The sequence below is a fragment of the Aeromonas sp. 75A genome, assembly GCF_051919425.1.
In the GTDB taxonomy this organism is placed as follows: Bacteria; Pseudomonadota; Gammaproteobacteria; order Enterobacterales; family Aeromonadaceae; genus Aeromonas; species Aeromonas veronii.
The window spans coordinates 2,315,996-2,340,237 of sequence record NZ_JBQBES010000002.1 but is presented as its reverse complement, the minus strand read 5'-3'; the positions used below and the strand labels follow the sequence as shown (position 1 = coordinate 2,340,237).

22 protein-coding genes and 1 pseudogene are annotated in these 24,242 nt (G+C 63.0%); 10 read left to right on the top strand and 13 right to left on the bottom strand.

The window, feature by feature from the left end; all coding sequences use genetic code 11:
* Positions 1-92: 92 nt before the first annotated feature.
* A complete protein-coding gene (locus ACTG2T_RS10800; RefSeq protein WP_330124740.1) occupies positions 93-1,541 on the top strand; it encodes a catalase in 1,449 nt (482 codons plus the stop codon).
* Positions 1,542-1,851: 310 nt separating this feature from the next.
* On the opposite strand, the gene ACTG2T_RS10795 is transcribed toward ACTG2T_RS10800, so the two are convergent.
* A complete protein-coding gene (locus ACTG2T_RS10795) occupies positions 1,852-2,169 on the bottom strand; it encodes a YnjH family protein (RefSeq protein WP_021231798.1) in 318 nt (105 codons plus the stop codon).
* Between the two features lie 222 nt (positions 2,170-2,391).
* Here ACTG2T_RS10795 and ACTG2T_RS10790 point away from each other — a divergent pair, with 222 nt between their 5' ends.
* On the top strand, positions 2,392-3,762 hold the full coding sequence (locus ACTG2T_RS10790) for a hypothetical protein (RefSeq protein WP_330124741.1): 1,371 nt from the start codon (positions 2,392-2,394) through the stop codon (positions 3,760-3,762).
* A 109-nt stretch (positions 3,763-3,871) separates the two neighbouring features.
* Positions 3,872-4,648, top strand: coding sequence for a substrate-binding periplasmic protein (locus ACTG2T_RS10785; protein WP_287867999.1), 777 nt, complete (start codon positions 3,872-3,874; stop codon positions 4,646-4,648).
* A 12-nt stretch (positions 4,649-4,660) separates the two neighbouring features.
* On the opposite strand, the gene ACTG2T_RS10780 is transcribed toward ACTG2T_RS10785, so the two are convergent.
* Positions 4,661-5,509 (bottom strand): helix-turn-helix transcriptional regulator, encoded by an 849-nt coding sequence (locus tag ACTG2T_RS10780; RefSeq protein WP_330124742.1) that lies wholly within the window; start codon positions 5,507-5,509, stop codon positions 4,661-4,663.
* A 146-nt stretch (positions 5,510-5,655) separates the two neighbouring features.
* On the opposite strand from ACTG2T_RS10780, the gene tyrS reads away from it, so the two are divergent.
* The 3 genes from tyrS (at position 5,656) to ACTG2T_RS10765 (ending at position 8,747) form a co-directional block, all read left to right on the top strand.
* Positions 5,656-6,921, top strand: a complete 1,266-nt coding sequence (gene tyrS / locus ACTG2T_RS10775; protein WP_323906412.1) for a tyrosine--tRNA ligase — start codon at positions 5,656-5,658, stop codon at positions 6,919-6,921.
* 168 nt (positions 6,922-7,089) lie between these two features.
* Positions 7,090-8,001 carry a lipase family alpha/beta hydrolase gene (locus ACTG2T_RS10770; RefSeq protein WP_136501650.1) on the top strand — a complete coding sequence of 304 codons (912 nt, stop codon included), beginning with the start codon at positions 7,090-7,092 and terminating at the stop codon, positions 7,999-8,001.
* A complete protein-coding gene (locus ACTG2T_RS10765; RefSeq protein ID WP_219297005.1) occupies positions 7,998-8,747 on the top strand; it encodes a lipase secretion chaperone in 750 nt (249 codons plus the stop codon). The genes ACTG2T_RS10770 and ACTG2T_RS10765 overlap by 4 nt, the downstream gene beginning before the upstream one ends.
* A gap of 36 nt (positions 8,748-8,783) precedes the next feature.
* Here the strand turns inward: ACTG2T_RS10765 and ACTG2T_RS10760 are convergent, their stop codons facing one another.
* The 4 genes from ACTG2T_RS10760 to sgrR form a co-directional block, all read right to left on the bottom strand.
* On the bottom strand, positions 8,784-9,485 hold the full coding sequence (locus ACTG2T_RS10760) for a hypothetical protein (RefSeq protein WP_042081272.1): 702 nt from the start codon (positions 9,483-9,485) through the stop codon (positions 8,784-8,786).
* A gap of 44 nt (positions 9,486-9,529) precedes the next feature.
* On the bottom strand, positions 9,530-9,925 hold the full coding sequence (locus ACTG2T_RS10755; protein WP_005336457.1) for an acyl-CoA thioesterase: 396 nt from the start codon (positions 9,923-9,925) through the stop codon (positions 9,530-9,532).
* Between the two features lie 265 nt (positions 9,926-10,190).
* Positions 10,191-12,368 (bottom strand): catalase/peroxidase HPI, encoded by a 2,178-nt coding sequence (gene katG / locus ACTG2T_RS10750; protein WP_219297003.1) that lies wholly within the window; start codon positions 12,366-12,368, stop codon positions 10,191-10,193.
* Positions 12,369-12,513: 145 nt separating this feature from the next.
* Positions 12,514-14,217: an HTH-type transcriptional regulator SgrR gene (gene sgrR, locus ACTG2T_RS10745; RefSeq protein WP_219296998.1), complete on the bottom strand. Its 1,704-nt coding sequence runs from the start codon at positions 14,215-14,217 to the stop codon at positions 12,514-12,516.
* 100 nt (positions 14,218-14,317) lie between these two features.
* Here sgrR and ACTG2T_RS10740 point away from each other — a divergent pair, with 100 nt between their 5' ends.
* The 3 genes from ACTG2T_RS10740 (at position 14,318) to ACTG2T_RS10730 (ending at position 16,647) form a co-directional block, all read left to right on the top strand.
* A complete protein-coding gene (locus tag ACTG2T_RS10740) occupies positions 14,318-14,494 on the top strand; it encodes a hypothetical protein (protein WP_204480717.1) in 177 nt (58 codons plus the stop codon).
* 150 nt (positions 14,495-14,644) lie between these two features.
* Positions 14,645-15,913, top strand: a complete 1,269-nt coding sequence (locus ACTG2T_RS10735) for an O-acetylhomoserine aminocarboxypropyltransferase/cysteine synthase family protein (protein WP_219296996.1) — start codon at positions 14,645-14,647, stop codon at positions 15,911-15,913.
* Between the two features lie 107 nt (positions 15,914-16,020).
* On the top strand, positions 16,021-16,647 hold the full coding sequence (locus ACTG2T_RS10730) for a glutathione S-transferase family protein (RefSeq protein WP_204480713.1): 627 nt from the start codon (positions 16,021-16,023) through the stop codon (positions 16,645-16,647).
* A gap of 66 nt (positions 16,648-16,713) precedes the next feature.
* On the opposite strand, the gene ACTG2T_RS10725 is transcribed toward ACTG2T_RS10730, so the two are convergent.
* Positions 16,714-17,613, bottom strand: coding sequence for a DMT family transporter (locus ACTG2T_RS10725; RefSeq protein WP_106843426.1), 900 nt, complete (start codon positions 17,611-17,613; stop codon positions 16,714-16,716).
* A 137-nt stretch (positions 17,614-17,750) separates the two neighbouring features.
* On the bottom strand, positions 17,751-18,191 hold the full coding sequence (locus tag ACTG2T_RS10720; RefSeq protein WP_075115790.1) for a DUF2214 family protein: 441 nt from the start codon (positions 18,189-18,191) through the stop codon (positions 17,751-17,753).
* A gap of 83 nt (positions 18,192-18,274) precedes the next feature.
* Between ACTG2T_RS10720 and ACTG2T_RS10715 the strand changes: the two are divergent.
* Positions 18,275-19,908 (top strand): annotated as a pseudogene (locus ACTG2T_RS10715) (sensor domain-containing diguanylate cyclase).
* A gap of 115 nt (positions 19,909-20,023) precedes the next feature.
* On the opposite strand, the gene ACTG2T_RS10710 reads toward ACTG2T_RS10715, so the two are convergent.
* From ACTG2T_RS10710 to ACTG2T_RS10690, 5 genes are read right to left on the bottom strand one after another with little or no spacing between them, the layout of a single operon-like run.
* On the bottom strand, positions 20,024-20,677 hold the full coding sequence (locus tag ACTG2T_RS10710) for an HAD family hydrolase (RefSeq protein ID WP_330124744.1): 654 nt from the start codon (positions 20,675-20,677) through the stop codon (positions 20,024-20,026).
* A 39-nt stretch (positions 20,678-20,716) separates the two neighbouring features.
* Positions 20,717-21,724, bottom strand: a complete 1,008-nt coding sequence (locus tag ACTG2T_RS10705) for an ABC transporter ATP-binding protein (protein ID WP_330124745.1) — start codon at positions 21,722-21,724, stop codon at positions 20,717-20,719.
* Positions 21,725-21,730: 6 nt separating this feature from the next.
* Complete coding sequence (locus ACTG2T_RS10700; protein WP_042053433.1) at positions 21,731-22,507, bottom strand: ABC transporter permease; 777 nt, start codon at positions 22,505-22,507, stop codon at positions 21,731-21,733.
* Positions 22,500-23,399: an ABC transporter permease gene (locus tag ACTG2T_RS10695; protein WP_330124746.1), complete on the bottom strand. Its 900-nt coding sequence runs from the start codon at positions 23,397-23,399 to the stop codon at positions 22,500-22,502. The genes ACTG2T_RS10700 and ACTG2T_RS10695 overlap by 8 nt, the downstream gene beginning before the upstream one ends.
* Entirely contained in the window at positions 23,399-24,232 is an 834-nt protein-coding gene (locus ACTG2T_RS10690; protein WP_330124747.1) for an alkaline phosphatase family protein, read from the bottom strand. The genes ACTG2T_RS10695 and ACTG2T_RS10690 overlap by 1 nt, the downstream gene beginning before the upstream one ends.
* Between the last annotated feature and the right edge of the window lie 10 nt (positions 24,233-24,242).

Genomic DNA, 24,242 nt, shown 5'->3' with positions numbered 1-24,242 from the left:
TTTGTCTTGCCTATCAAAGGGCGAGGAAAGGCCCATTGGCCGAGCACGGCGCAGATCCGTAGGCTGACCCCATATCAACAAGGAGAGAAGCCATGACTGACAAGACCCTGCACAGCGCCAACGGCGCCCCCGTCGTCGACAACAACAACAGCCTCACCGCCGGTCCGCGCGGCCCCATCCTGATGCAAGACATCTGGTTGATGGAGAAACTCGCCCACTTCGACCGCGAGCGCATTCCCGAGCGGGTGGTTCACGCTAAGGGCTCGGGCGCCTACGGCACCTTTACCGTGACCCACGACATCAGCCAGTTCAGCAAGGCCGATCTGTTCAGCGCCATCGGCAAGCAGACGCCTGTATTCCTGCGCTTCTCCACCGTGGCCGGTGAGAAAGGCGCCGCCGATGCCGAACGCGATGTGCGCGGCTTCGCCCTCAAGTTCTATACCGAGCAGGGCAACTGGGATCTGGTGGGTAACAACACCCCGGTCTTTTTCATCCGCGATCCGCTGAAATTCCCTGACTTCATCCACACCCAGAAGCGGGATCCGCGCACCAACCTGCGCAGCGCCACCGCCGCCTGGGACTTCTGGTCACGCCATCCGGAATCCCTGCATCAGGTCACCATACTGTTCAGCGATCGCGGCATCCCCAAGAGCCTGCGGGAGATGAACGGCTACGGCAGCCACACCTTCAGCTTTATCAACGATGCCAACGAGCGCTTCTGGGTCAAGTTCCACTTCAAGACCGAACAGGGCCACAGCTTCTACACAGATGAAGAGGCCGCCACCGCCGTCGGGCAGGATCGGGAGACCAGTCAGGCGGATCTGTTCAACGCTATCGAGCGGGGCGACTTCCCGCGCTGGAAGGTCTATGTGCAGGTGATGCCGGAGGCCGAGGCCAAGACCTACAAAATCCACCCATTCGACCTGACCAAGGTGTGGCCGCACAGCGACTACCCGCTGATCCCGGTGGGCGTGCTTGAGCTTAACCAGAACCCGGACAACTACTTCGCCCATGTGGAGCAGGCCGCCTTTACCCCGGCCAACGTGGTGCCCGGTATCGGCTTCTCGCCGGATCGCATGCTGCAAGGGCGACTCTTCTCCTACGGCGACACCCAGCGCTATCGCCTCGGCGTCAACCACGGTCTGCTGCCGGTCAACGCCCCACGCTGCCCGTTCCATCACGGCGCCCATCGTGACGGTGCCATGCGGGCGGACAGCAATGGCGGCGCCAGCCCCAACTATCAGCCGAACCGTTTCGGTACCCAGCAGCCGAGCGAACAGCACGAACCGGCGCTGAGTCTGGAAGGGGCCGCCCTGCACTACGACTTCCGTGACTACGACAGCGACTACTACAGCCAGCCGGGTAACCTATTCCGCATCATGGACGAGGGGCAGCGCTCGCGGCTCGCCGCCAACCTGGCCCGCTCCCTCATCAATGTGGAGGATGACGCCATCGTCGCGGCCCAGCTCAAACACTTCGAGCAGGCCGACCCCGAATACGCCAAGCGGGTCGAACTGGCACTGGCCGCCTTGCAGCGCTAAGCCGCAAGCAGGCAACATCTGCAAAAACAAAACGGGGGCCTGATGGCCCCCGTTGTTATTCTGCTAAGAGTAATAAACGCAAAAACGGAGCCCGAGGCTCCGTTTTTCAATGCTGTATCAATCCCGGACGGAACGCGCTTCACGCTCTTCCCGCTCCCTTGCCAACAGGCGTTTGTACCACCAGCTACTGCGACGACGTTGTGCATTGGAAGAGCGACGAGCCATTTCTTAGGTTCCAGCCAAGAGAAGAAAGGAGCTGCATTATGCGACAGGGATCACGTCCATGTCTTTAGCTGGATCAAGAAAAGCCTCACTGACCCACGGAAATCGTCTTCTGATCTTTTGCTCCCCGGGTGGCAGGCAACACCACCGCAGGAGAGCGCCAGGCCAACGGGCCATTGCTCTCGAGGTCGTTCTGCGGGCCGCACTCCAGCCAGATATCTCCCTGCAGAATGCGGGCCCCTTCGGAATATTTCTGATCCGCAAACCAGCAGACCCGCTCGGGCAATGAGCCCAGCGGCAACACCAGCTCGGGACTGGCAGACTCGCCCACCACAGTGGTTTTGGACGCGGCCAGAGCAGGGGCGAGCCAGAGGGAGGCCAGCAGGCAGAGCAGTACATTTTTCATGAGAGGGATCCTGTTGCGATGGGGGCACTCTCGAAGAGTCGACCAGCCCCGGGGTTTACTTGACTGACAATCATACTGCCTGCTGGCATTGTGGAACCAATATGGTAGCCTGCCAGCGCCTGCGGGCAGTCTCTCGCTGCCACGCGCAAACTTCCGGTGAATTTGTCACGTCCTGACAAAATATAACCTTATTTATCAAATCGTTATTTGGATATTATCCCAATGCGTATCATGCCGTTGCTTCAGGCGGCCTGCCTGAGCCTGATGTTGTCCGCCTGCGTTGCCCCATTGCTGATGATGAGCCCCACCAGCCAGCTGATGTGGGCCCTGCTCAAGCCGCTGGTCGGCTTTGACCCGAACGAGGTCAATCTGTTCGAACAACCCCTGATCAAGGATCGGATGACCGCCATCCTTGGCCCCAACTACGACAGCACCATGCAGTTGCTCAAGACTGCCGACAAGTTACAGCAGGAGGGGCCGCTTTTCTATGTGGTCTCCGAGTATGCGCCGGTGCCGGATATTGCCAAGCAGGCGGGGATGGTGTGGAACTCGCAAACCAACCAGATGTCGGTATTGCTGCAAAAAGGGGATGGCACCACCCTGACCTTCGGCGAAAATCTGGCAGGCACGGCACCGACCTGGCCAACCGCCATGCAGGGCTGGCAGACCCCCAGCAGCCAGCTCCCCCCGGCGGCCAATGCCCTGACCGGTGCGGCAACTAGCCAGAGTGGCACCTCCCCCTTCTCCCTTGGCAGCGCGCTGGGCACAGTGACCCGCGGCGTCACCGGCTCGCTGACCAACAGCGCAAGTCAGGCTATCAGCGGCGCAGCCGCCAACACCACAGGGCAGGCAACTCAAGCGGTGAGCCAAAGCGCGACCGATCTGACCCGTAGTGCAACCACCGCAGTCACTGCGCCAGCCAAGCAGGCGCTGAGCAGTGCCGCTGCGACTGCAACTCAAGAAGCGACCAAGGCTGTTGCCGTTCCTGCCAAGCAAGCAGTCAGCAGCGCCACTGCGACCATGACCCAAGAAGCGACCAAGGCCGTTGCTGCTCCGGCCAAGCAAGCCGTCAACAGCGCCGCTGCGACTGCAACGCAAGAAGCGACCAAGGCTGTTGCCACTCCTGCCAAGCAAGCCGTCAGCAGCGCCGCAGCGACCGCGACGCAAGAAGCGACCAAAGCCGTTGCCGCTCCTGCCAAACAAGCTGTCAGCAGTGCCGCTGCGACCGTGACGCAGGAAGCCACCAAGGCTGTGGCCGCTCCCGCCAAACAGGCCGTCAGCAGCGCCGCTGCGACCGCGACGCAAGAGGCCACCAAGGCTGTGGCCGCTCCCGCCAAACAGGCCGTCAGCAGCACTGCCGCCACCGTGACGCAAGAAGCGACCAAGGCCGTAGCCGCTCCAGCCAAGCAAGTCGTCAGTAGCGCCGCTGCGACCGCGACGCAAGAGGCAACCAAGGCCGTTGCCGAACCAGCCCGGCAGGCCGTCAGTGCCGCATCCCATACGGCCGGAGAGAGCGTCGCCGATGCCGCCAGAGCGGCGGAAGCCAAGGCTCGCGCCAAGGCAGAGGCGGAGATGGAAGCCCTGCTCAAATAAACCGACAGGCCACCGCAAGGTGGCCTGTTTTTTATCCCGCTACCGGATCATGACGTTATGGAAAAGGCCACATAGACTGTTAGGTAACTACCCGCACAAGGAGTGCATCATGCGTCGTCTGCTCCCTGCTCTCGCTTCTCTCGCCCTGTTTATCGCACTCCCTGCTCCGGCACTTATCTACTATTCGGAGCAGAACATGCCACTCAATGGCCAGGATAAAAATGGTCAGCCTGTGGGGTTGGCGGTCGAGTTGCTGCGCCTGATGTGGCGCGAAATGGGGGAGCCGGAGCACCCCATCCACTTTCTGCCCTGGGCCCGCGGCTGGTATCTGCTGACCCAGCAGCAAGAGGCCGTGCTCTTTACCACGGCACATACCAAGGAGCGGGATCCCCACTTCCTCTGGGTCTGCCCCATCAGCCACTCCAGGGTCGCGCTGGTCGGCCGCAAGCAGGATGCCCCCAAAGTGGCCAGCAAAGCGGATCTCGCCAAGCTGCAGATTGGTGTGATGCAGGCGGATGTCGGGGAGCAGTTGCTGCTCAACCGCGGGATCAGTCCGGGCAATATGATGGCGGTGGAGCGCATGGATCAGGTGGTGCGCCAGCTCATCATGGCACGTACCGATCTGGTGGCGGGCAACGAGGTGATGTTGCGCCATCAGGCCAAAGAGCTGGGTTTCCCCAGCGAGGATTTTGTCACCGTCGCGATCATTGAAGAGCAGGACAACTGCTTCGCCTTCAACCTGAGGGCAGACAAGCAACAGGTTGCCCGCCTGCAACAGGCGCTGGACAAGGTCAAACAGGGGGATGAATACAAGCAGCTGATGAAGCGCTACCAGTTGCTCAGTATCCTGCCCGAAACCAATCCCCCCATCCCGCGCCTCGAGTAACTCCGGCCCGCCCTATGGCGGGCTCTCTCTATCTCCCGCCGATGACGCCTGCGATGCCTCCACCGGCGCCGTAATGAGGTGGTTCAGAAAGAGATTGAACAGCTCGGCCCGCGAGCCGAGCCGCAGCTTGCCATAGAGATGCTTGCGGTGATTCTTCACCGTGCCGCTGCCAATCCCGAGCGCTGCGGCAATCGCCTCGGTATCCAGTCCCTTCAGCAGCAACTCCGCCACCTGTCGCTCGCGCCGGGTAAGCCTATCGCCCCCGACACTCGCCATCGCCTGCTCCACCGCACTCCGGAGGCTGGCGCTGTCTGGCAGCACAGTGCTCTGGGCCAACAGCGGCTGGCTCTGCCGCCACTGCTGACGACAGAGCGAATGTACCAGCGGGAACAGCTGCTCCAGCCTTGCCAGCTCGTCACGGCTGAGGGTGCTGCGCTTGTCGAGTCGCCCCAGAAACAGCATCAGCGTCAGTCCGTCCCGCACCGGCAGGATCAGCCCCACCTCCTCCTGCCAGCCGGTGGCCTGATAGAAGTGGTGACGATATTCGGGATCGAGCCGCCCTTGGGAGACCTGCGCCAGCGTCCAGACGCCAGCAGGCAAGCCTTGTTCCAGCGCCTGCATAAAGGGATCCTGACTGAAGTGGCTGGTGAGGTAGCGATCAAACAGCAGAGCCCGCTGATGGTTGAGGTTGTCGTAGAGGTAGACTGGCCGCTGCCCCACCCCGAGCAGCAGGGCGCAATCAAACGCCACCTGTTGCTGGATCAGCCGCACCAGCGCCGCCGCAAAGGCGCTGCTGTGCAGGGCATCGACCACCTCGGTCATGCTGCGGGTCAAGGCATCTGTGGTGAACGGCTGGGTCATGGTGACACGTTTCCGGTGGCGGGGAGCGATTCCCCGCTATGGCTGAATGCTAGCACGAGAGTGGCAAAACTGTCCCTCAGGGGACATATCCGCCACCGGCCAGAACGGCGAGGATGACGGCTTTTCCCCCTGCTGTTGGAGAACCCATGATCAACCCCCACCTGCTCGATGAGCTGACCGAGCGCGGCCTTGTGGCCCAGAATTCCGACCCGGCGGCCCTGGCCGATCATCTTGCCACCCCGCGCACCGTCTATTGCGGGTTCGATCCCACCGCTGGCAGCCTGCATATCGGTCATCTGGTGCCGCTCTTGATGCTGCGCCGCTTCCAGCTGGCGGGCCACACCCCGGTGGCACTGGTGGGCGGGGCAACCGGCCTTATCGGCGATCCCAGCTTCAAGGCGACCGAGCGCAGCCTCAACAGTGCCGATACCGTGCAGGGTTGGGTCGCCAGCCTGTCGGCCCAAATCAGGGCGCTGCTGCCCGCCGATGATGGCCTGTCGGCCCCGCAACTGGTCAACAATGGCGACTGGATGGGGCAGATGTCCGCCCTCGATTTTCTGCGGGATATCGGCAAGCACTTCTCGGTCAATGCCATGCTGGCGCGGGAATCGGTGCGCCAGCGGCTGGCCCGTCCGGATCAGGGCATCTCGTTCACCGAGTTCTCCTACGCTCTGCTGCAATCCTACGACTTTGCGGTGCTGCACCAGCGGCTCGGTTGCACCCTGCAGATTGGCGGCAACGACCAGTGGGGCAATATCACCAGCGGCATGGATCTCACCCGTCGCCTCCATCAGGCGCAGGTGCACGGCATGACCCTGCCCCTCATCACCAAGGCAGACGGCACCAAGTTCGGCAAGACCGAAGGGGGCGCGGTCTGGCTCGATCCGGCGCTCACCTCCCCTTACGCCTTCTACCAGTTCTGGCTCGGCACCGCGGATGAGGATGTCTACCGCTTCCTGCGCTACTACAGCTTTATGTCGCTGAGCGAGATTGATGCACTGGAGGCGGAAGATGCCAAGCGGCAGGGGCGCAAGCAGGCCCAGCAGGTGTTGGCGAACGAGCTGACCGAGCTGGTACACGGCAAGGCGGCGCTGGCTGCGGTGCAGCGCATCAGCGAGCTGCTGTTTAGCGGCGATGTGGCCCGCCTCGGCGAGAGCGATCTGGCCCAGCTGGCGCAGGATGGCATGCCGTGTAGCACCGTCAGCGGCGAGACGGATCTGGTCAGCCTGCTGGTCAGCTGCGGTCTGGCGAACTCCAGGCGTATCGCCCGTGAGCTGCTGGCGGCGGGCGCCATCAGCCTCAATGGTGTGCTCAAGCAGGATGATCAGCTGAGTGCCACTGATCGGCTGTTTGGTCGCTACCTGCTGCTACGCCGGGGCAAGAAGCAGTATCACCTGGTGGAGTGGCAATAAGCCACAGGGCGGGGAGCTCAGCCTCCCCGCCCGCCCCCTGAATCCCTTTTGAATCCCGAGTTGCGATCCCCCTCACAGCCTCTCCCGTCAGCAGCCACCATACTGGCACCGGCGAACATGGAGTACGCCACACAATCTGTTCCTCACGATTCAACAAGGATGCTGATGATGAAGAGATGGCTTCTGGTGCTGCTCTGCACCCTGCCCATGCTGGCACACGCCAGCGGATACACCCAGACCCGCTACCCCATAGTGCTGGTGCACGGCCTGTTCGGCTTCGACAAGCTGCTCGGGGTCGATTACTTCTACGGCATTCCCCAGGCCCTGAGCCGGGATGGTGCCAAAGTCTACGTGGCTCAGGTATCGGCCACCGCCAGTTCGGAGCAACGGGGCGAACAGCTGCTCGCCCAGGTTGAGCTGCTGCTGGCGGCCACCGGCGCCGAGAAGGTCAACCTGATCGGCCACTCCCACGGCGGCCCTACCATCCGCTATGTCGCCTCGGTCGCCCCCGAGCTGGTCGCCTCCGCCACCAGCGTCGGCGGGGTCAACTACGGATCCGAGATTGCCGATCTGGTGCGGGCCAATGCCGCCCCCGGCTCGGCCGCCGAGAAGCTGGCTGCCGCCGCAGCCCACGCCCTCTCCGGCATGATTTCACTGCTCTCGGGCGGGAGCCAGCTGCCGCAAGATCCGGTCGCAGCCCTCGATGCCCTCACCAGCAAGGGGGCCAGCCAGTTCAACCAGCGCTACCCGGAGGGGCTGCCCAGCCGCTATTGCGGCGAGGGGCCGATGCAGGCCAGCAACGGCGTCTACTACTTCTCCTGGAGCGGGCGCGGCAACCTGACCAATCTGCTGGATCCGGTGGATCCTGCTCTGGCGCTGACCGGCGCCTTCTTCAAGGAGCCTAATGACGGACTGGTCGGAGTCTGCAGCAGTCACCTCGGCAAGGTGATCGGCACCGGCTACCGGATGAACCATCTGGATGAGGTGAACCAGTCCTTCGGCATCCACCATCTGTTCGAGACCGATCCGGTCACCCTCTATCGCCAGCATGCCAACCGTCTCAAGGAGCTGGGACTATGAAGATAGCCACCCTGCTCGTCGTGCCCTGCGCCATCACCCTGCTGCTTGGCGGGGTGTTGCTCTGGCCCACTGCACCGACGGCAGACTCATCACCCGCTCAAACCAGCCAGCATGCACAGAGCCACCCGCACGATCCCGAGCAGGAGGCCGCCGATGCCCTGCAGGCGCGCTATCGCACCTTTGTCTCCGCCCAGAGCAGCCTGACGGTGCCCACCGAGATCTCCCTCGCCAGCCTGCAGATCCTGTTTGACGAGCGGGAGCAGCTGCGCCAGCAGAGCTTTACCCCGGCCGAGCAGGCCCAGCTGTTTGCCGAGGATCGGCTGATGGAGCAGCTGACCCTGCGCCGCAGGGCGCTGGCGGAGGCAAGAGACAGCGACAAGTCGCAGCTGGCCAGCGAGCTGGATCTCTGGCTGGCGGAGCAACCGGGCTGGTTTCGCGAGGCGGAGGCCAACAGCCGCCTGCTTGAGGAGTTGCAAGAGCTGGCGCAGATGGACCCGGCCAAACGGGAGGCGCTGCTGCTGGAGACAGGGGGGCCGGAAGCGGTGGATCGGATGCGCCAGCTGGAGCAGAACCGGCAAGGGTTCGAGGAGCAGCTCAGCGGCTTTCTGGTCGAGCTCAGACAACTGCCGAACGAGGCCCGGGCCGAACAGCAGCAGGAGCTGCTGGCCCGCTGGTTCGAGCCCGGACAGTGGCGCCGGGTCGAGGCACTCACCCGGCTCAAGCTGGGGGAGCCACACACCGAATGAGAAGGGGGCCCGTGATGGGCCCCCTTGCTATTGCGCTTATTGCGGCTTGTTGGCACCCGGCAGCGGCTGCCAGGTGAGGCGGGTCACTTGGGTGCCCTGCACCTCGCACTTGAGGCTCAGCTCCTGCCACCCCTTCTCCTGACGCAGGGAGACCTCTCCCTCGATCCCCTGCTCGCCAATCTTCAGCTTATCCTGCTCGAAGATCACCTTGTCGCCATGGGCGAGATCCATCAGTTTGCCGTTGCAGAGCCAGTGAGCGAGATCCGCCCCCTTCAGCTTGACGCCCCCCTTGGCCGCCTTCTGTTCGGCCGCGCTCACCACAAACAGCTTGCTCAGCTCGGCGGCCCGCTTGGTGAGCCACTCCTGACGCTGCTGCATGCTCATCTTGCTGACGAACTCGGCGGGCTGCCCCTTCTCGTCCAACCATTGGGTCAGCTTGCCGCTGTCATCAAAGGCGAACTGGGCGGCGGGCTCTTTGACCCCGAACAGCTTGCCGCCCTTGAAGTAGTAGCGGCTCTCCCCTTCCAGCTTGCCCAGCTCGTTCATGATGGGCACGGCGATGATGACGGGGGCGCCATCGATCCAGGCCTTGATATCGACGCCGTCATGGCTGAATTGACGGGTATCGAGGGCGCTCTCGGCCCCCTTCTCCATCAGGGTAAACTGCTCGGCGAGAGAAGCGGCCAGAGAAGGGAGGGAGCAGAATCCCAGGGTCAGCGCGATCGCTGTGTTGCGCATTGAGTTGTACATAACACTCCTGTGATGGGCCATCCGGCCCGTGGTTAACTCTCTGTCAGCCAGGCCCGCAGTCCTTCCCGGTGAGCATCGCTCAGGGGCAGGGATTGGCGGGCCCGGTAGTCAAAATGGATCAGGGTCGTTTCGGCGGTGACGGCCAGTTCGCCGCCCTGCCAGGCCTCCTGCCAGACCGTAAATGAGCTGGTGCCGATGCGGCGCACGCCGGTCTTGATGGTGACCGGCTGGCCGTAGAACAGCTCCCGTTTGAACTGCACTGTGTAGCCCGCGATGATCAGGTGCCAGTTATGCACATCCAGATCGGGGGAGAAGATCCGGAACAGGGGATCCCGCGCCGATTCGAACCAGACCGCCGGCACCGTATTGTTGATATGGCCGAGGGCATCCGTCTCCTGAAAGCGGGGTTGGATCTGCATTTCCAGCATGAGTTGACTCCTTGTCTCTTTGTTTCTGTCCTTGTCCTGTTGATTGGACATCAGTGGCCAATAGGTGGCAGCCGGGCATCACCAGCGGATCAGCATGTTACATGATACTGCTGGCCCAAGCACAGGGATGCCCACGACCCTGCGCGACCGGCCAGCGGGTGTCGCAGTGCGGCGGATTGTAGGGCTGCACAGAAAAGCGGGCAGTAAAAAGCCCCACACACCTAGGGTGTGCGGGGCTGATGCAGATAACCAAACGGCTCGGGGACTAGCCCAACAGATCGAAGCGATCCGCATTCATCACCTTGTTCCAGGCGGTGATGAAGTCACAGACAAACTTCTCCTTGTTGTCATCCTGGGCATAGACCTCGGCATAAGCGCGCAGCACCGAGTTGGAGCCGAACACCAGATCCACCCGGGTGGCCGTCCACTTCAGCGCGCCGCTGCGGCGATCGCGGATCTCGTAGAGATTGCTCGCTTTCGGCAGCCACTGGTAGCCCATGTCGGTCAGGTTGACGAAGAAGTCGTTGCTGAGTACCCCGACCCGATCGGTAAAGACCCCGTGCCCGGTACCGCCGTGGTTGGTGCCGAGCACCCGCATCCCGCCGACCAGCGCCGTCATCTCGCAGGCGGTAAGCCCCATCAGCTGAGCGCGATCCAGCAGCAACTCCTCCGCCGTCACTACATAGTCCTGCTTGAGCCAGTTGCGGAAGCCGTCGGCCAGCGGTTCCAGCACCTCGAACGAGGCCACATCGGTCTGAGCCTGAGTGGCGTCCCCCCGGCCAGGCGCAAACGGCACGCTCACCGTCACCCCGGCGGCCTGGGCTGCCTGCTCGATGGCGAGGTTGCCCCCCAGCACGATGAGATCCGCGACGCTGACGCCACACTCGGCCGCCAGCTTGTCATAGACCGCCAGCACCTTCGCCAACTTCGCCGGTTCGTTGCCCGGCCAATCCTTCTGGGGCGCCAGCCGGATGCGGGCGCCGTTGGCACCGCCCCGCTTGTCGGAGCCACGGAAGGTACGGGCGCTATCCCAGGCGGTAGTGACCCGCTCGCTGATGGAGAGGCCGCTGGCGGCGATCCTGGCCTTCACCGCCGCCACATCATAATCGGCACGCCCGGCTGGCACCGGATCCTGCCAGATCAGATCTTCTGTCGGCACATAGGGGCCGACATAGCGGCTCTTCGGCCCCATATCCCTGTGGGTCAGCTTGAACCAGGCGCGGGCAAAGGCGTCGGAGAAGGCCGCCGGATCATCGCGGAAGCGCTCGGCAATCTTGCGATACTCGGGGTCGAATTTGAGCGCCATGTCGGCATCCGTCATCATGGGTTTGCAGCGGATCGACGGGTCTTCCACATCCACCGGCATATCCTCTTCGGCGATATTGATCGGTTCCCACTGATGGGCCCCCGCCGGAGATTTTTGCAACCACCAGTCGTACTTGAACAGCAGCTCGAAGTAGCCGTTGTCCCATTGGGTCGGGTGGGTGGTCCAGGCCCCCTCAATGCCGCTGGTCACTGTGTTGCGGCCGATGCCGCGGCTGTGGTGGTTAATCCAGCCGAGCCCCTGCTCCTCGAGGCTGGCCCCTTCCGGCTCGGGCCCAAGCTGTTTGGCGTCGCCGTTGCCGTGGGCCTTGCCGACGGTGTGGCCACCGGCGGTCAACGCTACCGTCTCTTCATCATCCATCGCCATGCGGGCGAAGGTGACTCGCATATCCTGCGCGGTTTTCAGGGGATCGGGCTGGCCATCCACCCCTTCCGGGTTGACGTAGATAAGCCCCATCATCACCGCCGCCAGCGGGTTTTCCAGATCCCGCTCGCCGGAGTAACGACCACCCGGCTTGCCGCTGGGCGCCAGCCATTCCTTCTCCGATCCCCAGTAGATATCCTTCTCCGGGTGCCATATATCCTCGCGGCCAAAGGCGAAGCCGAAGGTCTTGAGCCCCATGGACTCATAGGCCACGGTGCCCGCCAGAATGATCAGATCGGCCCAGCTGATCTTGTTGCCGTACTTCTTCTTGATGGGCCACAGCAGGCGACGGGCCTTGTCGAGGTTGGCGTTATCCGGCCAGGAGTTGAGGGGGGCAAAACGCTGGTTGCCGCTGCCGCCACCACCGCGACCATCGGCGATGCGATAAGTCCCGGCCGAGTGCCAGGCCATGCGGATCATCAGGCCGCCGTAGTGGCCCCAGTCGGCGGGCCACCAATCCTGACTGTCGGTCATCAGGGCGGTCACATCCTGCTTGAGGGCCGCCATATCGAGCCCCTTCAAGGCTTCCCGATAGTTGAAACCGGCCCCCAGCGGATTGGTCTTGGTATCGTGTTGGTGAAGAATGTCGAGGTTGAGGCTCTTCGGCCACCACTCCATTCTGGACGTCTCGACGGAGGTGGTTCCCCCGTGCATGACCGGGCATTTTCCTGCGGAACTGTCTGAATTGTTGCTCATCGTTTTCCTCATTTGCTCTGCTGTCCATAACCTGAAACAGCATGGCACAGAGACGTGACACAAACTGTGCAGCAGCGGCCGATTTATGGATCTTTCACACAAGCGGCCACGGAGCGGCCATCGGCCGCGACAGAAATTGGACGAACTATGGCGCCTCTGCGGGCTGATGGGTCGGCTCGGGCCGCAACCAGGCGCTGCGAAAATCGAACCAGCCGAGCGCCGTCATCCGCACCCCGTGCACGCCGACCCGGCTCTCCAGCTCCAGCCAGTGGTGAAACAGCGGCACAAACCAGCTCTGCTGCTGCACAGTTGCCAGCAGGGCGCGGGGGCCAGGCTCCTCACCGCTGGCGCGCCACTGCATCAACCCTTGCCACAACTCATGCTGACTGCTCCACACCTTGCGCAGCAACGGGGTGCCCTGCAACCAGGCGTAGGGGGCAAAGGGGCCGGCATGTTCGAGGTTGAGGGTGCCGAGCCAGAGATCCACGTCTTCATCCTCGCCACTCACCCAACGACCGTAATCGAGGGTGCGCACCTCGAGCCGGATCCCCTGTTCGGCCAGCAGGCTGCTCATGGCGTTGGCGCACTCGTTGAACTCCAGATGCTGGTTGAAGCAGGCAAGCACCAAGGTCGTCGGCAACTGCGCCGGTCTGGGCAAGGGCGCGGGCAGCGCTTCGCGCCAGTGGGGCAGCAGGCCAAGGGCGCTGGTCCAGCCCCGTTGCAACTCGGGGGCGACCCGCCCCATCAGAGCCACCGGATTGAGCAGTTGGCCGAGCCACTGCCGCAGGGCGGGATCCTGCAAGGATCCGGAACGATCGTCCTGCAGCAGGAAGTAGCAGCCCGATTCGAGCTCCGACTCGCCGCGCATGGTGCCGAGCTCCGGGCTGTCGCGCCCCAGCTGCAGGTGGGTCTCCAGCCGCTCCGCCAGCTCCGGCAGCATCCAGATATCGATCTCGTCGAGCAGGGCCCGCAGGCCGAAGTAGTCGTCAAACGCCGCAAGGCAAAGATGCAGGGGATCGTTGGCAGCCACCCGGTAGGGGCCGGAGCCCACAGGTTGCAGAGCAAAGCCCGCCTCCCCCTTGAGCTCCCGCGGCAAAATGGTCGCCACCGGCTCCGCCAGCAGGTGGGGCAGCCAGGGATCCGGGCTGTCGAGATAGAGATCCAGCGTGCGCGGCCAGGGGCTCTCCAGCCGGTCCAGATGGGCGAACAGCGGGCGATCCCGCAAAGCCAGTAGACTCTCCATCACATCCTCCACCACCAGCTCGCGACCGTGGTGAAAGCGCACCGCCGGGCGCAGGTAGAAGCGCCAGTGGCAGGGGCCCAGACACTCCCAGTGGTGGGCGAGATCCCCTTCGATTTCCCCATTTTCCTCATTTCGCCGGGTCAGGCCGTTGAAGATCTGGCGGCTCAGGTGGATTTCGGAGCGGCGCATCGGGCCGGTGGGCAGCAACTGCGGCAGCGGCCGGTAGTAGGGCACCCGCAGGATCTGGCGCCCCTCGCGGGTGGCCTGACCGAGCTGTTCGATCAGCAGCGGAGTGAGCAGATCGAGGCGATCTTCGGCCAGCCGCACCGCCTGCGCCAGCTGGCCCTGACTGAGCAGATCCCGCAAACGGCGCCGGGTCAGGCTCTCCTGACTATCGAGCAGGGTGAGCCGGGAGCGCCGCCCCCGCCCCGCTTCCGCCGACCAGCTGAGCCAACCCTGATCCTGCATCCGCCGCAGCAGCAGGCGGGCGTTGCGCGGGGTGCAGCAGAGCAGACCCGCCACCTCGGCGAGGCTGATCTCCCGCTCATCGCTGCCAAGCAGCTGGGCGAGTCGTTGAAATTGCTGGTAGAGGCGGCCGGTCGGCATAAAAGAGGAAATCCTGTTGCTGTAAGTCATCAGTTTTTACTTCCGCATTTTAGCTCAATACTGCTGATGAACGTGAGAACCACAGTAGAGGAGCACCATCATGATCCACGCCAACCCCCTCAAACCGAACCGGATCCAGCAGACCTTGCGCCGTTACTTCAAGCGGATCCTGCCGCGCCCCTTGCCACTTATCGAAGATCCCATGCAGCAGCTCAACCGCCTGATGCAGTGGGATATGAACCAGATCGATGACAAGGAGTATCGCCGTCGTTTCTGAGTGCGGGCCATGCCAACCACTCGGGACACGCATCCCCTGCGGGCGACATTGCTTTGCCGGATCTTGCTGTTTACATCGGCCACGGGCCTGATAGATTGGACGTCTATCCATCTATAACTGCGACAAGCAACATCCAACAAGGAGTGTGTGATGAAAGATGCGACCCTAGCCCTGCACCACGGCTTTTCCAGCGACCCCACCACCAAGGCGGTCGCCGTGCCCATCTACCAGACGGTGGCCTACGAGTTCGAGAGCGCCCAGCACGGGGCGGATCTGTTCAATCTGGCGGTGCCGGGCAACATCTACACCCGCATCATGAACCCCACCAATGATGTGCTGGAGCAGCGGATGGCCGCGCTGGAAGGGGGGATCGCCGCGCTGGTGGTCTCGGCAGGTTCCGCCGCCATCACCTACGCCATTCAGGCGCTGACCGCCGCCGGTGACAACATTGTCTCCACGCCCCAGCTCTATGGCGGCACCTACACCTTGTTCGCCCACATGCTGCCAAGTTTCGGGGTCGAGGTGCGCTTTGCCAAAGATGACAGCGCCGAAGCCATCGCCGCCCTGATCGACGACAAGACCAAGGCAGTCTACTGCGAGAGCATCGGCAACCCGGCGGGCAACATAGTCGATCTGGCCGCGCTGGCCAAGGCAGCCCACGCCCGTGGCGTGCCGCTTATCGTCGACAACACGGTCGCCACCCCGGTGCTCTGCAAGCCCATCGAACACGGCGCCGACATAGTCGTGCACAGCCTGACCAAATATGTCGGCGGCCACGGCAACTCGCTGGGTGGCGTCATCGTCGACTCGGGCAACTTCCCCTGGGCGGATCACGCCGAGCGCTTCCCCCAACTGACCAAACCCGAGCCCTCATACCACGGGGTGGTCTATACCGAGGCCTTTGGCCCGGCCGCCTTTATCGGGCGGGTGCGTACCGTGCCGCTGCGCAATACCGGCGCGGCGCTGGCGCCGATGAACGCCTTCCTGCTGTTGCAGGGGCTGGAGACCCTGAGCCTGCGCATGGAGCGCCACGTGGACAACGCCCTGCGGGTAGCCCACCACCTCAAGCATCACCCCAAGGTGGCCTGGGTCAGCTACGCCGGTCTGCCGGGTCATCCCCACTATCTACTGGCAGAGAAGTACATGGCCGGTCGCCCCTCGGCCATCCTCTCCTTCGGCCTGAAGGATGGTTACGAGGCGGGGGTGCGTTTCTACGATGCACTGAAGATCTTCAAGCGGCTGGTCAATATCGGTGACGCCAAGTCGCTGGCCTGCCACCCGGCCTCCACCACCCATCGCCAGTTGAGCGAGGAGGAGCAGGCCAAGGCTGGCGTCAAACCCGAGATGATCCGGCTGTCGGTCGGGATCGAAGCCATCGAGGACATACTGGCGGATCTGGATCAGGCGCTGGAGGCCTGAGTCAGTCAACGAGGGAGCGGGCATCAAGCCCGCTCTTTTTTACTGCCGGTGAACCGCCCCCCCTCGCCCGTTCGTATACCCCATCCTGCCACCGAATCGAGGTCGTTATGATAGTCCTGCACCACCTGAACAAATCCCGCTCCCAACGCATCATCTGGCTGCTCGAAGAGCTGGGCCAGCCCTATGAGATCAAGGCGTATCAGCGCGATGCCACCACCTTTCTGGCACCGCCCGAACTAAAAGCCATCCACCCCCTCGGCAAGTCGCCGGTCATCGAGTTCGACGGCCGGGTGCTGGCGGAATCGGGCGCCATCACCGAGTACCTGATTGTCCGCTATGCCGCTGATCGGCTGGCACCGGCACCAGATAGCCCGGAGTATCCCGAATACCTGCAGTGGCTTCACTTTGCCGAGAGCTCCGGCATTCTGCCGCTGCTGCTCGACATGTTCGTGCGCAAGGATGGCAGCCCGATGCGCTTCCTGCCGGACTACGCCAAGGCGGAGTGTGCCAAGGTGCTGGGCTACCTCAATGAGGTACTGGCGAATCGCCACTATCTGGTGGGGGATCGTCTCTCCGGCGCCGACATCATGAACTCCTTCCTGGTGGATCTGCTGGCGCAAAGCGGCCAGCTGGCCCACTTCCCGCATCTGCAAGCCTACCGGGAACGTCTCAATACCCATCCGGCCCGTCAGAAGGCGGTAGAGCTGGAGCGCGAGCTGGATCAGCGCCCCTGATTCGAATCGCCATCATGCAAAACGCCCCGACTGTCGGGGCGTTTTTGTTATGCAGCGAGCTGCGGTTTACTTGGTCGCGGGCACCTTGTCCCGACGCGATTTCCACCACCATCTCAAGCGGATCTGGGAGATGAGCATCCCTGCCAGCATCAGGGCGCAACCGGCAATGGCACGCTCATCCAGCGTCTCACCCAGCAGCAACACGCCACCCACGGCGGCAAAGACGGTCTCCAGACTGAGGATGATGGCGGCATGGGCAGGATGAGCGCCCCGCTGCCCCACCACCTGCAGGGTATAACCCACCCCGACCGACACCAGCCCGGCATAGAGCAGCGCCTGCCAACCGGCCACTGCGCCGCTTAACGTCGGGGTTTCGATAACAAAGGCGGTGGCAAGGCTGAGCAGGCCGCAGACCACGAACTGCACTCCGGCGAGCTTGATGGGAGCAACCCGGTTGGAGTAGTGATCCACCAGCAGCAGGTGAACGGCCCAGAACAGGGCGCCGACCACCTGCAGCAGATCGCCAAAGCCGATGGTGAACTCGTCGGTAACGCTCAACACATAGAGACCGGCCAGCGCGATGATGGCGCCGATCCAGGTATTGAGCCCGCTCTTGTGGCGCAGCAGCAGCCCCAGTACCGGCACCAGAATGATGTAGAGCCCGGTGATGAAACCGGCCTTGGCGGCGGTGGTATAGAGCAGCCCCACCTGCTGCAGGGAGGCGGCGCAGAACAGCACCAGCCCGGCCAGCACACCACCGATCAGCAGTTGGCGATGGTCGCCCGCGACGGCAACAGGTTGTCGGGATTTGAGCCACCAGAGCAGCGGCAGCAGGGAGAGGGCGCCGAGCAGAAAGCGCAGGCCATTGAAGGTATAGGGCCCCATGTGATCCATCCCGAGGCGCTGGGCGACAAAGCCCATACCCCAGATGGTGGCAGCCATCAGCAACATCAGATTGGAGCGCATGGCGATTCTTCCTTAAATCGGCGCGTGACGGGTTATCCGATCCAAGATACCCGCCTCCCTATCCTCTTGTCTTCACTCTTTGTCTTCGCTCTCGCTCCCCATGCTCTGCATCGCACGGCTTTTGAGCACAGCGAGTGTTACAGCAGCGAGGGCTTGGTGAACACGGCCAACAGGGCAATCAGTAGCAGATTGCCCCGCAGGATCCACACCACCCGGAAGTGCTGCTGAATGGAGATCATCGGCGCCTTGCCCAGACGCAGGGCACGACGCCAACGATAGAAGAGGCGGCTGGGATAAACGAGGGAGCCGACAATCAGCAGAAACAGCCCCATCTTGAGGCTGTGGGCAGGATGGGCAAAGATCTCTGCCACCGAGCTGGCATGTTCGAGGGCCAGCAGACACCCGGTCGCAAAGATGGAGAAGAGCGCCAGCGCAGCCACCCCATCTGCCAGCAGCAGGCGGCGCACTCGCAGCATGTTCAGGCCGCGCCGAAAGATCAGATACTCGACACAGAGGGCAAGGATTAGCACCGCTATGCTGCCATAATGAATCATTGAGAGCAGAGTGTGGTTCAGCATCGGAAACATCTCATTTTCTGCCTTTAGACGAGCCGCACCGCATCATATATGCTGGTGTCACCCGAGACGAAAAGGATCTGTTCATGTCCCCCGCCAAGCCCAAGAACACTTGGTCTTTGATCACCCGCATGCGGCTGGGCCTCCTCTTGCTCTTTATCCCTGTGTTGCTGCTCGGCAGCATCTACTACCTGCATATGGAGCGCACCCTGCGCCACGAGCAGCAACAATATCTGATTGCTCGCAACACCCAGTATTTCCATACCCTGATCGAACCCTATCTGGCGACCCTCAAACGCCAGTTTACGCTCATTTATCAGCAGGTAAATTATCAGGATTTCAGCGGCCCGGAGATCCTTAACGGCGAGCGCTACCTGCAACAGTGGCAGGCCTATCACAAGGTGATGGAACTCGATTACGTCTACGTGGGCACCGAGCATCGCAAGATGCTGATCCACCCATCCTGGCAGGCCGACGAGAAGTTCGATCCCAGAACCCGCCCCTGGTATCTGCTGGCATCCAGCCATCCCGGACAGATTGTCTGGACCGATCCTTATTACGACTACACCTTGGGCACTCTCACCATGGCGCTGGCCCGGGTAATTGAAGATCCTGACGGCAAGCGGGTTGGCGTACTCTCGCTGGATACCCAACTCCCCCCCTCGCCAGCTGGCTAAACAGTCGGCATGATCAGAGTCATCATCTGGGCAATGGCTATCAGATCCTGCTCAACCATGATGGACTGGTGCTGGCCCATCCGGATCGCGAACGGGTATTCAAACCCCTCGCTCACCCCGACTGGCTGGCCCGGATGCAACAGGCGCAGGGCTTTTTCCTCGATGATGCCAGCGGCCTGATGGTCTCCTACTACCGCATCCCCGAGCAGCGCTGGATCCTGCTCAGCGTCGAGCCAACTGCCAGCATGCAGCAGGTGATCGACAGCGTCTCCATCAACGTGCAGCTAATGATTGCCGTCGCCTGCATCCTCTATCTGCTGCTGGCACTGCTCTGGTCCCGCTACTTTCGCCGTATGCTGGGGGAGATCACCCTGCTGATCCGCGCCAGCCGCTCCGGCGGTATCGCCTACAACGGCCGCCGTATGCTGGAGCTGGCCAAGGTCTATGAAGAGATGGATGCCGCCAGTCAGGACTTTGCCCAGATCCGCCTGCAAGCCCATCAGGACAAGCTCACCGGGCTCTACAATCGTCGCTTCTTCGACGAGTGCCTGCAGAAGCAGCTCAACAGTGGCGCTCCCTTCGGGGTGGTGATGTTCGATCTCGACAACTTCAAACGGGTCAACGATACCCATGGCCATCAGGCAGGGGATGTGGTGCTCAAGCGGGTGAGCAAGCTGGGCATGAATCTGTTCCACGAGTGGGGCTGGTTCTGCCGCTATGGCGGCGAGGAGCTGGTGCTCATCTTCCGTTACGGCGAAGAGCAGCCGATGCTCCCCTCCCTGCTGGAAGCGTTCCGGCTCGGGGTGGAACAACTGGAGTGGCGCGAACCCGATCTCACCATCACCATCAGCGGCGGGGTGGCTTTCAGCCGCTCCGGGCTCTCGGCCAAAGAGCTGGTGGAGCTGGCCGACAAGGGGGTCTATCAGGCCAAGCGGGAGGGGAAAAACCGTATCTGCTTCCCGCTGCGCCACACCCCTCACCAGAGGGCCGAGGAGGACATTCCCGCCTTTGGCGAGCCTAAGCAACAAACCAACGAGGGGTAGCCCCAGCGGCCAGCACCAACCACAACGCCGTCAGCAAAAACAAAGAGAGAGGCTCCAGCCTCTCTCTTTGTTTATCGTGCTTCTTGCCGCACGTTAAGCCAGTGTGGCGCGCGACTCAGCGCTGCCACTCCCACACCGGCCAGCCCAGCTCCTCGGCCTGCTGGCGCAGCGCAGGGGCCGGATTGACCGCATGGGGATGGCTCACAGCCCGCAGCATCGGCAGATCGTTGTGGGAGTCGCTGTAGCCGAAACTCCCCTGCCAGAGGTTGTCCCTGCCGGCAAACAGCTGATTGATGCGGGCCACCTTGCCCTCCCGAAAACTGAGGGTGCCGCGGGTCTGGCCGGTCAGCATCCCCTGCTCCTCATCGAGCAGGATGGCGACGCAGTGATCCATCCCCAGCATCTTCGCCATGGGGGCGACCAGATGCTCGCCGGAGGCGGAGATGAGCACCAGATCGTCGCCCCGCTCCCGATGCCATTCGATACGTGCCAACCCCTCGGGGTAGAGCCGCTCGCGCAGCACCTGCTCGGCAAAGTGGTGGCACTGCTGGCTGAGCCACTGGCGTGACTTGCCCGCCAGCGGCTGCAGGGTGAAAGCCATGTACTGGTGCATATCCATCTTGCCCTGATGGTAGAGGGACATCATCCCCTGCTCCTCGGCCACCATGTCCGCCGGAGCCAGCTCCCCGGCCACCATGTATTCCAGCCAAAGGCTGGCGGAATCCCCGGCAATCAGGGTCTCGTCCAGATCAAACAGTGCCAGTGCCATGAGGGCTCCTTGCGGTAACAACGAAAATGAAACGAGGCGTCATGCTACCTCACAGAGTTGATCCCGGGCCACCGCCAGGGTCACGGCACTGCCGGTGGCCAGCAGATCGCCAGCCGAGCGGTTGAGGCAATCCACCGTCAACAGTCCCGCCTCGCACTCCACCTGATAGCGGATGACGTTGCCGAGCAGCTGTTGCTGGCGAATGATGCCGGGCAGGCTGGGCTCGCTGCTGGTCGCCCCGGCGGGCAGCAGGGTAATGGACTCTGGCCGCAGCGCCAACTTGCCCTGAAAACGGGGGCCGAACAGCGACTTGCCCTGCTCTGCGCCAAGCAGGTTGTAGTTGCCGATAAAGCCCGCCACAAACTCGCTGGCGGGACGGGTGTAGATCTGCTCCGGCGTACCGCTCTGCACGATGGATCCCTTGTTCATCAGGAAGATCCGATCCGACATGGTGAGCGCCTCCTCCTGATCGTGGGTGACGAAGATGGTGGTGAGTTCGAGCCGTTGCTGGATCTCGCGGATCTGCTGGCGCAGGCTGCGGCGGATGCGGGCGTCCAGCGCAGAGAGCGGCTCGTCCAGCAACAGGATCCTTGGCCGTACCACCAGAGCACGGGCCAGTGCCACCCGCTGGCGCTGGCCGCCGGAGAGCTCGCCCGGATAGCGGCGCTCGAAGCCGGTCAGCTCCACCAGCTCCAGCGCCTCTTTCACACTGGCTGCCAGCTCCCGCCCCGGCTGGGGTTTCATCTTGAGGCCGAAGGCGACGTTGTCCCACACCGTCATGTTGGGGAACAGCGCATAGCTCTGGAACACCATGCCGATGCCCCGCTTCTGGGGCGCCTGCCAGGTGATGTCCTCACCGGCCACCCGCACCTGACCGCCATCCACCGGGGTAAGCCCGGCCAGCGCCCGCAGCAGGGTCGATTTGCCGCAGCCGGAGGGGCCGAGCAGGGTCACCAACTCCCCCTTGCGGATGCCGAATTCGATCCCCTCGAACACCGGAGTATCGCCGTAGGATTTATGCAACTGATTGACTTCTAAATGAAACATCTTGGATCACCGATGAAATCTGTTGGCCGCCCAGGTGAGCAGCAGGGTCAGCAGGAAGTAGCTCATCACCAGCGCACTGGTGAAGTGGCCCGAAGTGGCGCGCATGTTGTAGAGGTAGACCTGCAGGGTCTCGTAGCGGGTGCCCACCAGCATGTTGGCAAACACGAACTCACCGAGCAGGAAGGAGAGGGAGAGAAACAGCGCCGCCAGCAATCCCTTGCGCAGGCAGGGGATCACCACCAGCAGAAAGGCGCGCCGACTGCTCGCCCCCAGCAGATGGGCGGCATCCATCAGATCCCTGAGCGGCACCCCTTGCAGGCTGTTGGCCAGCGCCCGGTACATGAAGGGCAACACCACGGTGAACCAGGTGCCGATCAGGATCCACGGCGTGCCGATAATCGGCAGCGGGCCGTCGGCGTAGATCTGCAGCAGCCCCACCGAGGAGACCACCGGCGGCACCGCGAAGGGGAGCAGGATCAGCAGGTTCATCCAGGGATCCAGCTTGGGGAAGTAATAGGCCACCACCAGTACGGTCGGCACCAGCACCAGCGTCCCCAGCAGCAGGGTGGCGAAGCAGACCAGCAGACTGCGGCCAAACGCCGCCAGAAAGCGCGGGTCGCCCCACAGCTTGAGATACCAGTCGAGGGTGAAGCCATCCGGCAGCAGGGTCGCCCCCCAGCGGGTGGAGATGGAATAGAGGAAGGTGGCCAGCAGCGGCAGCAACAGGGTGGCAACCAGCCCACCCAGCACCCACTTGGGCCAGCGCGGCGTCAAATCATGCATGGGATTGCCCCCTGTTCACATAGCTCTTTTTCAACAGCCACTGGTTGGCGGCCGTCACCACCCCCAGCAGCACCATCAGGATCACCGCCAGCGCCGCTGCCATATTGGGCTCGAGGAAGATATCGCCGGAGACCAGACTGGCCACCCGGATGGTCACCAGATTGAAGTTGCCGGTGGTAAGGGCGTAGGCAGAGGCGTAGGCCCCCACCGCGTTGGCAAACAGGATGATCAGGGTGCCGAGCAGGGCGGGCGTGAGCACCGGCAGCGCCACGTGCCACACATACTGCCCCTTGCTCGCCCCCAGCAGCGCCGCAGCCTGCGGCCACTCATCCTGCAGCGCATCGAACGCCGGATAGAGCAGCAGCAGGGCGAGCGGGATCTGGAAATAGGTGTAGATAAGGATCAGGCCCGACCCCGAGTAGAGGTTGAAGCCGTCGATCAATCCCCAGGATTTCAGCAGCAGGGTCACTGCACCGTTGATGCCGAGAATGATGATGAAGGCGAACGCCAGCGGCACCCCGCTGAAGTTGCCGGTCATGGTGACAAAGGCCAGCAGCAGCCGTTTGACCCGCTCGCCGCTGTGACGCAGCGCCGCCGCCCCGAGGGTGCCGATGGCAAGCCCCGCCAGACTGGCGATTCCGGCGATACGCAACGAGTTGGCGAAGGATTGCAGGTAGAAGGGGGAGCTCAAAATCTCCCGGTAGTAGTCGAGGCCCCAGCCATCGGGGGTCTGAAAGCTGCCCACCAGCACCCACACCATGGGGGCGAGCTGGAACAGGATCATCAGCAGGATAAACGGCAGCAGCACCAGCGCGGGCAGCCAGTGGCGGCGCACCTTCTGCTTGGTTGCCACGGGTTGATCCTCGAGGATCTCGGTGGTTGCAGGCATCATCAGTGCACCTCGCGCATAAAGGCCGCCTTGAGCAGCGGTGGCGCTGCCGGTTTGTCGTGGGAAATGCCCAGCAGGTCGGCCATCAGGGCGCAGAGCTGGGTCTGGGCAATCGCCACCCCATCCGGCCAGCGTTCGACGAAGGCATCGCCAAACAGCCAGAGCGGCACGGTGCGCTCTTCAGGCAGGGTGCCGCCGTGGCTCAGATCGTTGTTCATGCCGTGATCCGAGGTGACCACCACCTGATACCCCTCCGCCAGCCACTGGGGCAGCAGGTCGGCCAGCAGGCTGTCCATGCGGCGCGCCTGATTGCGGTACTGGCGGGAGTCGAAGCCAAACTTGTGGCCCGCATCGTCCACCCCCATCGGGTGGATCAGCAGAAAATCGGGATCGTACTGGCTGCGCAGCCACTCGCCATCCATCAGCAGATGGCTGTCGGGGTAGTTGTCATCCCAGTAGAAGCAACCGTGCTGGATCGGCAGCTGCTCATCGTGGGTAAAGCGATCGCGGGCCGCCAGCCAGGGGCTCTGGTTGTAGAGCTCGCTCACCCAATGGTAGGCCGCCGCTGCGGTGCGTTTACCCGCGGCGCGGGCCAGATGGAAGATGGAGTCATGCAGACTGAGGCGACTCACCTCGTTGTGGGTGATGCCGCTCGCCACCGGCGGGACGCCGGTCAGGATGCACTCGTAGAGAGGCCGGGAGAGGGATGGCAGGGCGCAGCTGAGGGTCGTATAGAGGCCGCGCTCCGCCTCCACCATGCCTGCGAGGTAGCCCATCCCATGGGCTACCTCGGCAGAGAGGCCATCCACAAGTACCACTATCACCTTGTGTTGCACTGGCCGCTCC

What these genes read in the sequence shown, in the direction of transcription:
- ACTG2T_RS10800 (WP_330124740.1), top strand. Translation starts at nt 93, where the DNA reads ATGACTGACAAGACCCTGCACAGCGCCAACGGCGCCCCCGTCGTCGAC.
- ACTG2T_RS10795 (WP_021231798.1), bottom strand. Translation starts at nt 2,169, where the DNA reads ATGAAAAATGTACTGCTCTGCCTGCTGGCCTCCCTCTGGCTCGCCCCT.
- ACTG2T_RS10790 (WP_330124741.1), top strand. Translation starts at nt 2,392, where the DNA reads ATGCGTATCATGCCGTTGCTTCAGGCGGCCTGCCTGAGCCTGATGTTG.
- ACTG2T_RS10785 (WP_287867999.1), top strand. Translation starts at nt 3,872, where the DNA reads ATGCGTCGTCTGCTCCCTGCTCTCGCTTCTCTCGCCCTGTTTATCGCA.
- ACTG2T_RS10780 (WP_330124742.1), bottom strand. Translation starts at nt 5,509, where the DNA reads ATGACCCAGCCGTTCACCACAGATGCCTTGACCCGCAGCATGACCGAG.
- tyrS (WP_323906412.1), top strand. Translation starts at nt 5,656, where the DNA reads ATGATCAACCCCCACCTGCTCGATGAGCTGACCGAGCGCGGCCTTGTG.
- ACTG2T_RS10770 (WP_136501650.1), top strand. Translation starts at nt 7,090, where the DNA reads ATGAAGAGATGGCTTCTGGTGCTGCTCTGCACCCTGCCCATGCTGGCA.
- ACTG2T_RS10765 (WP_219297005.1), top strand. Translation starts at nt 7,998, where the DNA reads ATGAAGATAGCCACCCTGCTCGTCGTGCCCTGCGCCATCACCCTGCTG.
- ACTG2T_RS10760 (WP_042081272.1), bottom strand. Translation starts at nt 9,485, where the DNA reads ATGCGCAACACAGCGATCGCGCTGACCCTGGGATTCTGCTCCCTCCCT.
- ACTG2T_RS10755 (WP_005336457.1), bottom strand. Translation starts at nt 9,925, where the DNA reads ATGCTGGAAATGCAGATCCAACCCCGCTTTCAGGAGACGGATGCCCTC.
- katG (WP_219297003.1), bottom strand. Translation starts at nt 12,368, where the DNA reads ATGAGCAACAATTCAGACAGTTCCGCAGGAAAATGCCCGGTCATGCAC.
- sgrR (WP_219296998.1), bottom strand. Translation starts at nt 14,217, where the DNA reads ATGCCGACCGGCCGCCTCTACCAGCAATTTCAACGACTCGCCCAGCTG.
- ACTG2T_RS10740 (WP_204480717.1), top strand. Translation starts at nt 14,318, where the DNA reads ATGATCCACGCCAACCCCCTCAAACCGAACCGGATCCAGCAGACCTTG.
- ACTG2T_RS10735 (WP_219296996.1), top strand. Translation starts at nt 14,645, where the DNA reads ATGAAAGATGCGACCCTAGCCCTGCACCACGGCTTTTCCAGCGACCCC.
- ACTG2T_RS10730 (WP_204480713.1), top strand. Translation starts at nt 16,021, where the DNA reads ATGATAGTCCTGCACCACCTGAACAAATCCCGCTCCCAACGCATCATC.
- ACTG2T_RS10725 (WP_106843426.1), bottom strand. Translation starts at nt 17,613, where the DNA reads ATGCGCTCCAATCTGATGTTGCTGATGGCTGCCACCATCTGGGGTATG.
- ACTG2T_RS10720 (WP_075115790.1), bottom strand. Translation starts at nt 18,191, where the DNA reads ATGCTGAACCACACTCTGCTCTCAATGATTCATTATGGCAGCATAGCG.
- ACTG2T_RS10710 (WP_330124744.1), bottom strand. Translation starts at nt 20,677, where the DNA reads ATGGCACTGGCACTGTTTGATCTGGACGAGACCCTGATTGCCGGGGAT.
- ACTG2T_RS10705 (WP_330124745.1), bottom strand. Translation starts at nt 21,724, where the DNA reads ATGTTTCATTTAGAAGTCAATCAGTTGCATAAATCCTACGGCGATACT.
- ACTG2T_RS10700 (WP_042053433.1), bottom strand. Translation starts at nt 22,507, where the DNA reads ATGCATGATTTGACGCCGCGCTGGCCCAAGTGGGTGCTGGGTGGGCTG.
- ACTG2T_RS10695 (WP_330124746.1), bottom strand. Translation starts at nt 23,399, where the DNA reads ATGATGCCTGCAACCACCGAGATCCTCGAGGATCAACCCGTGGCAACC.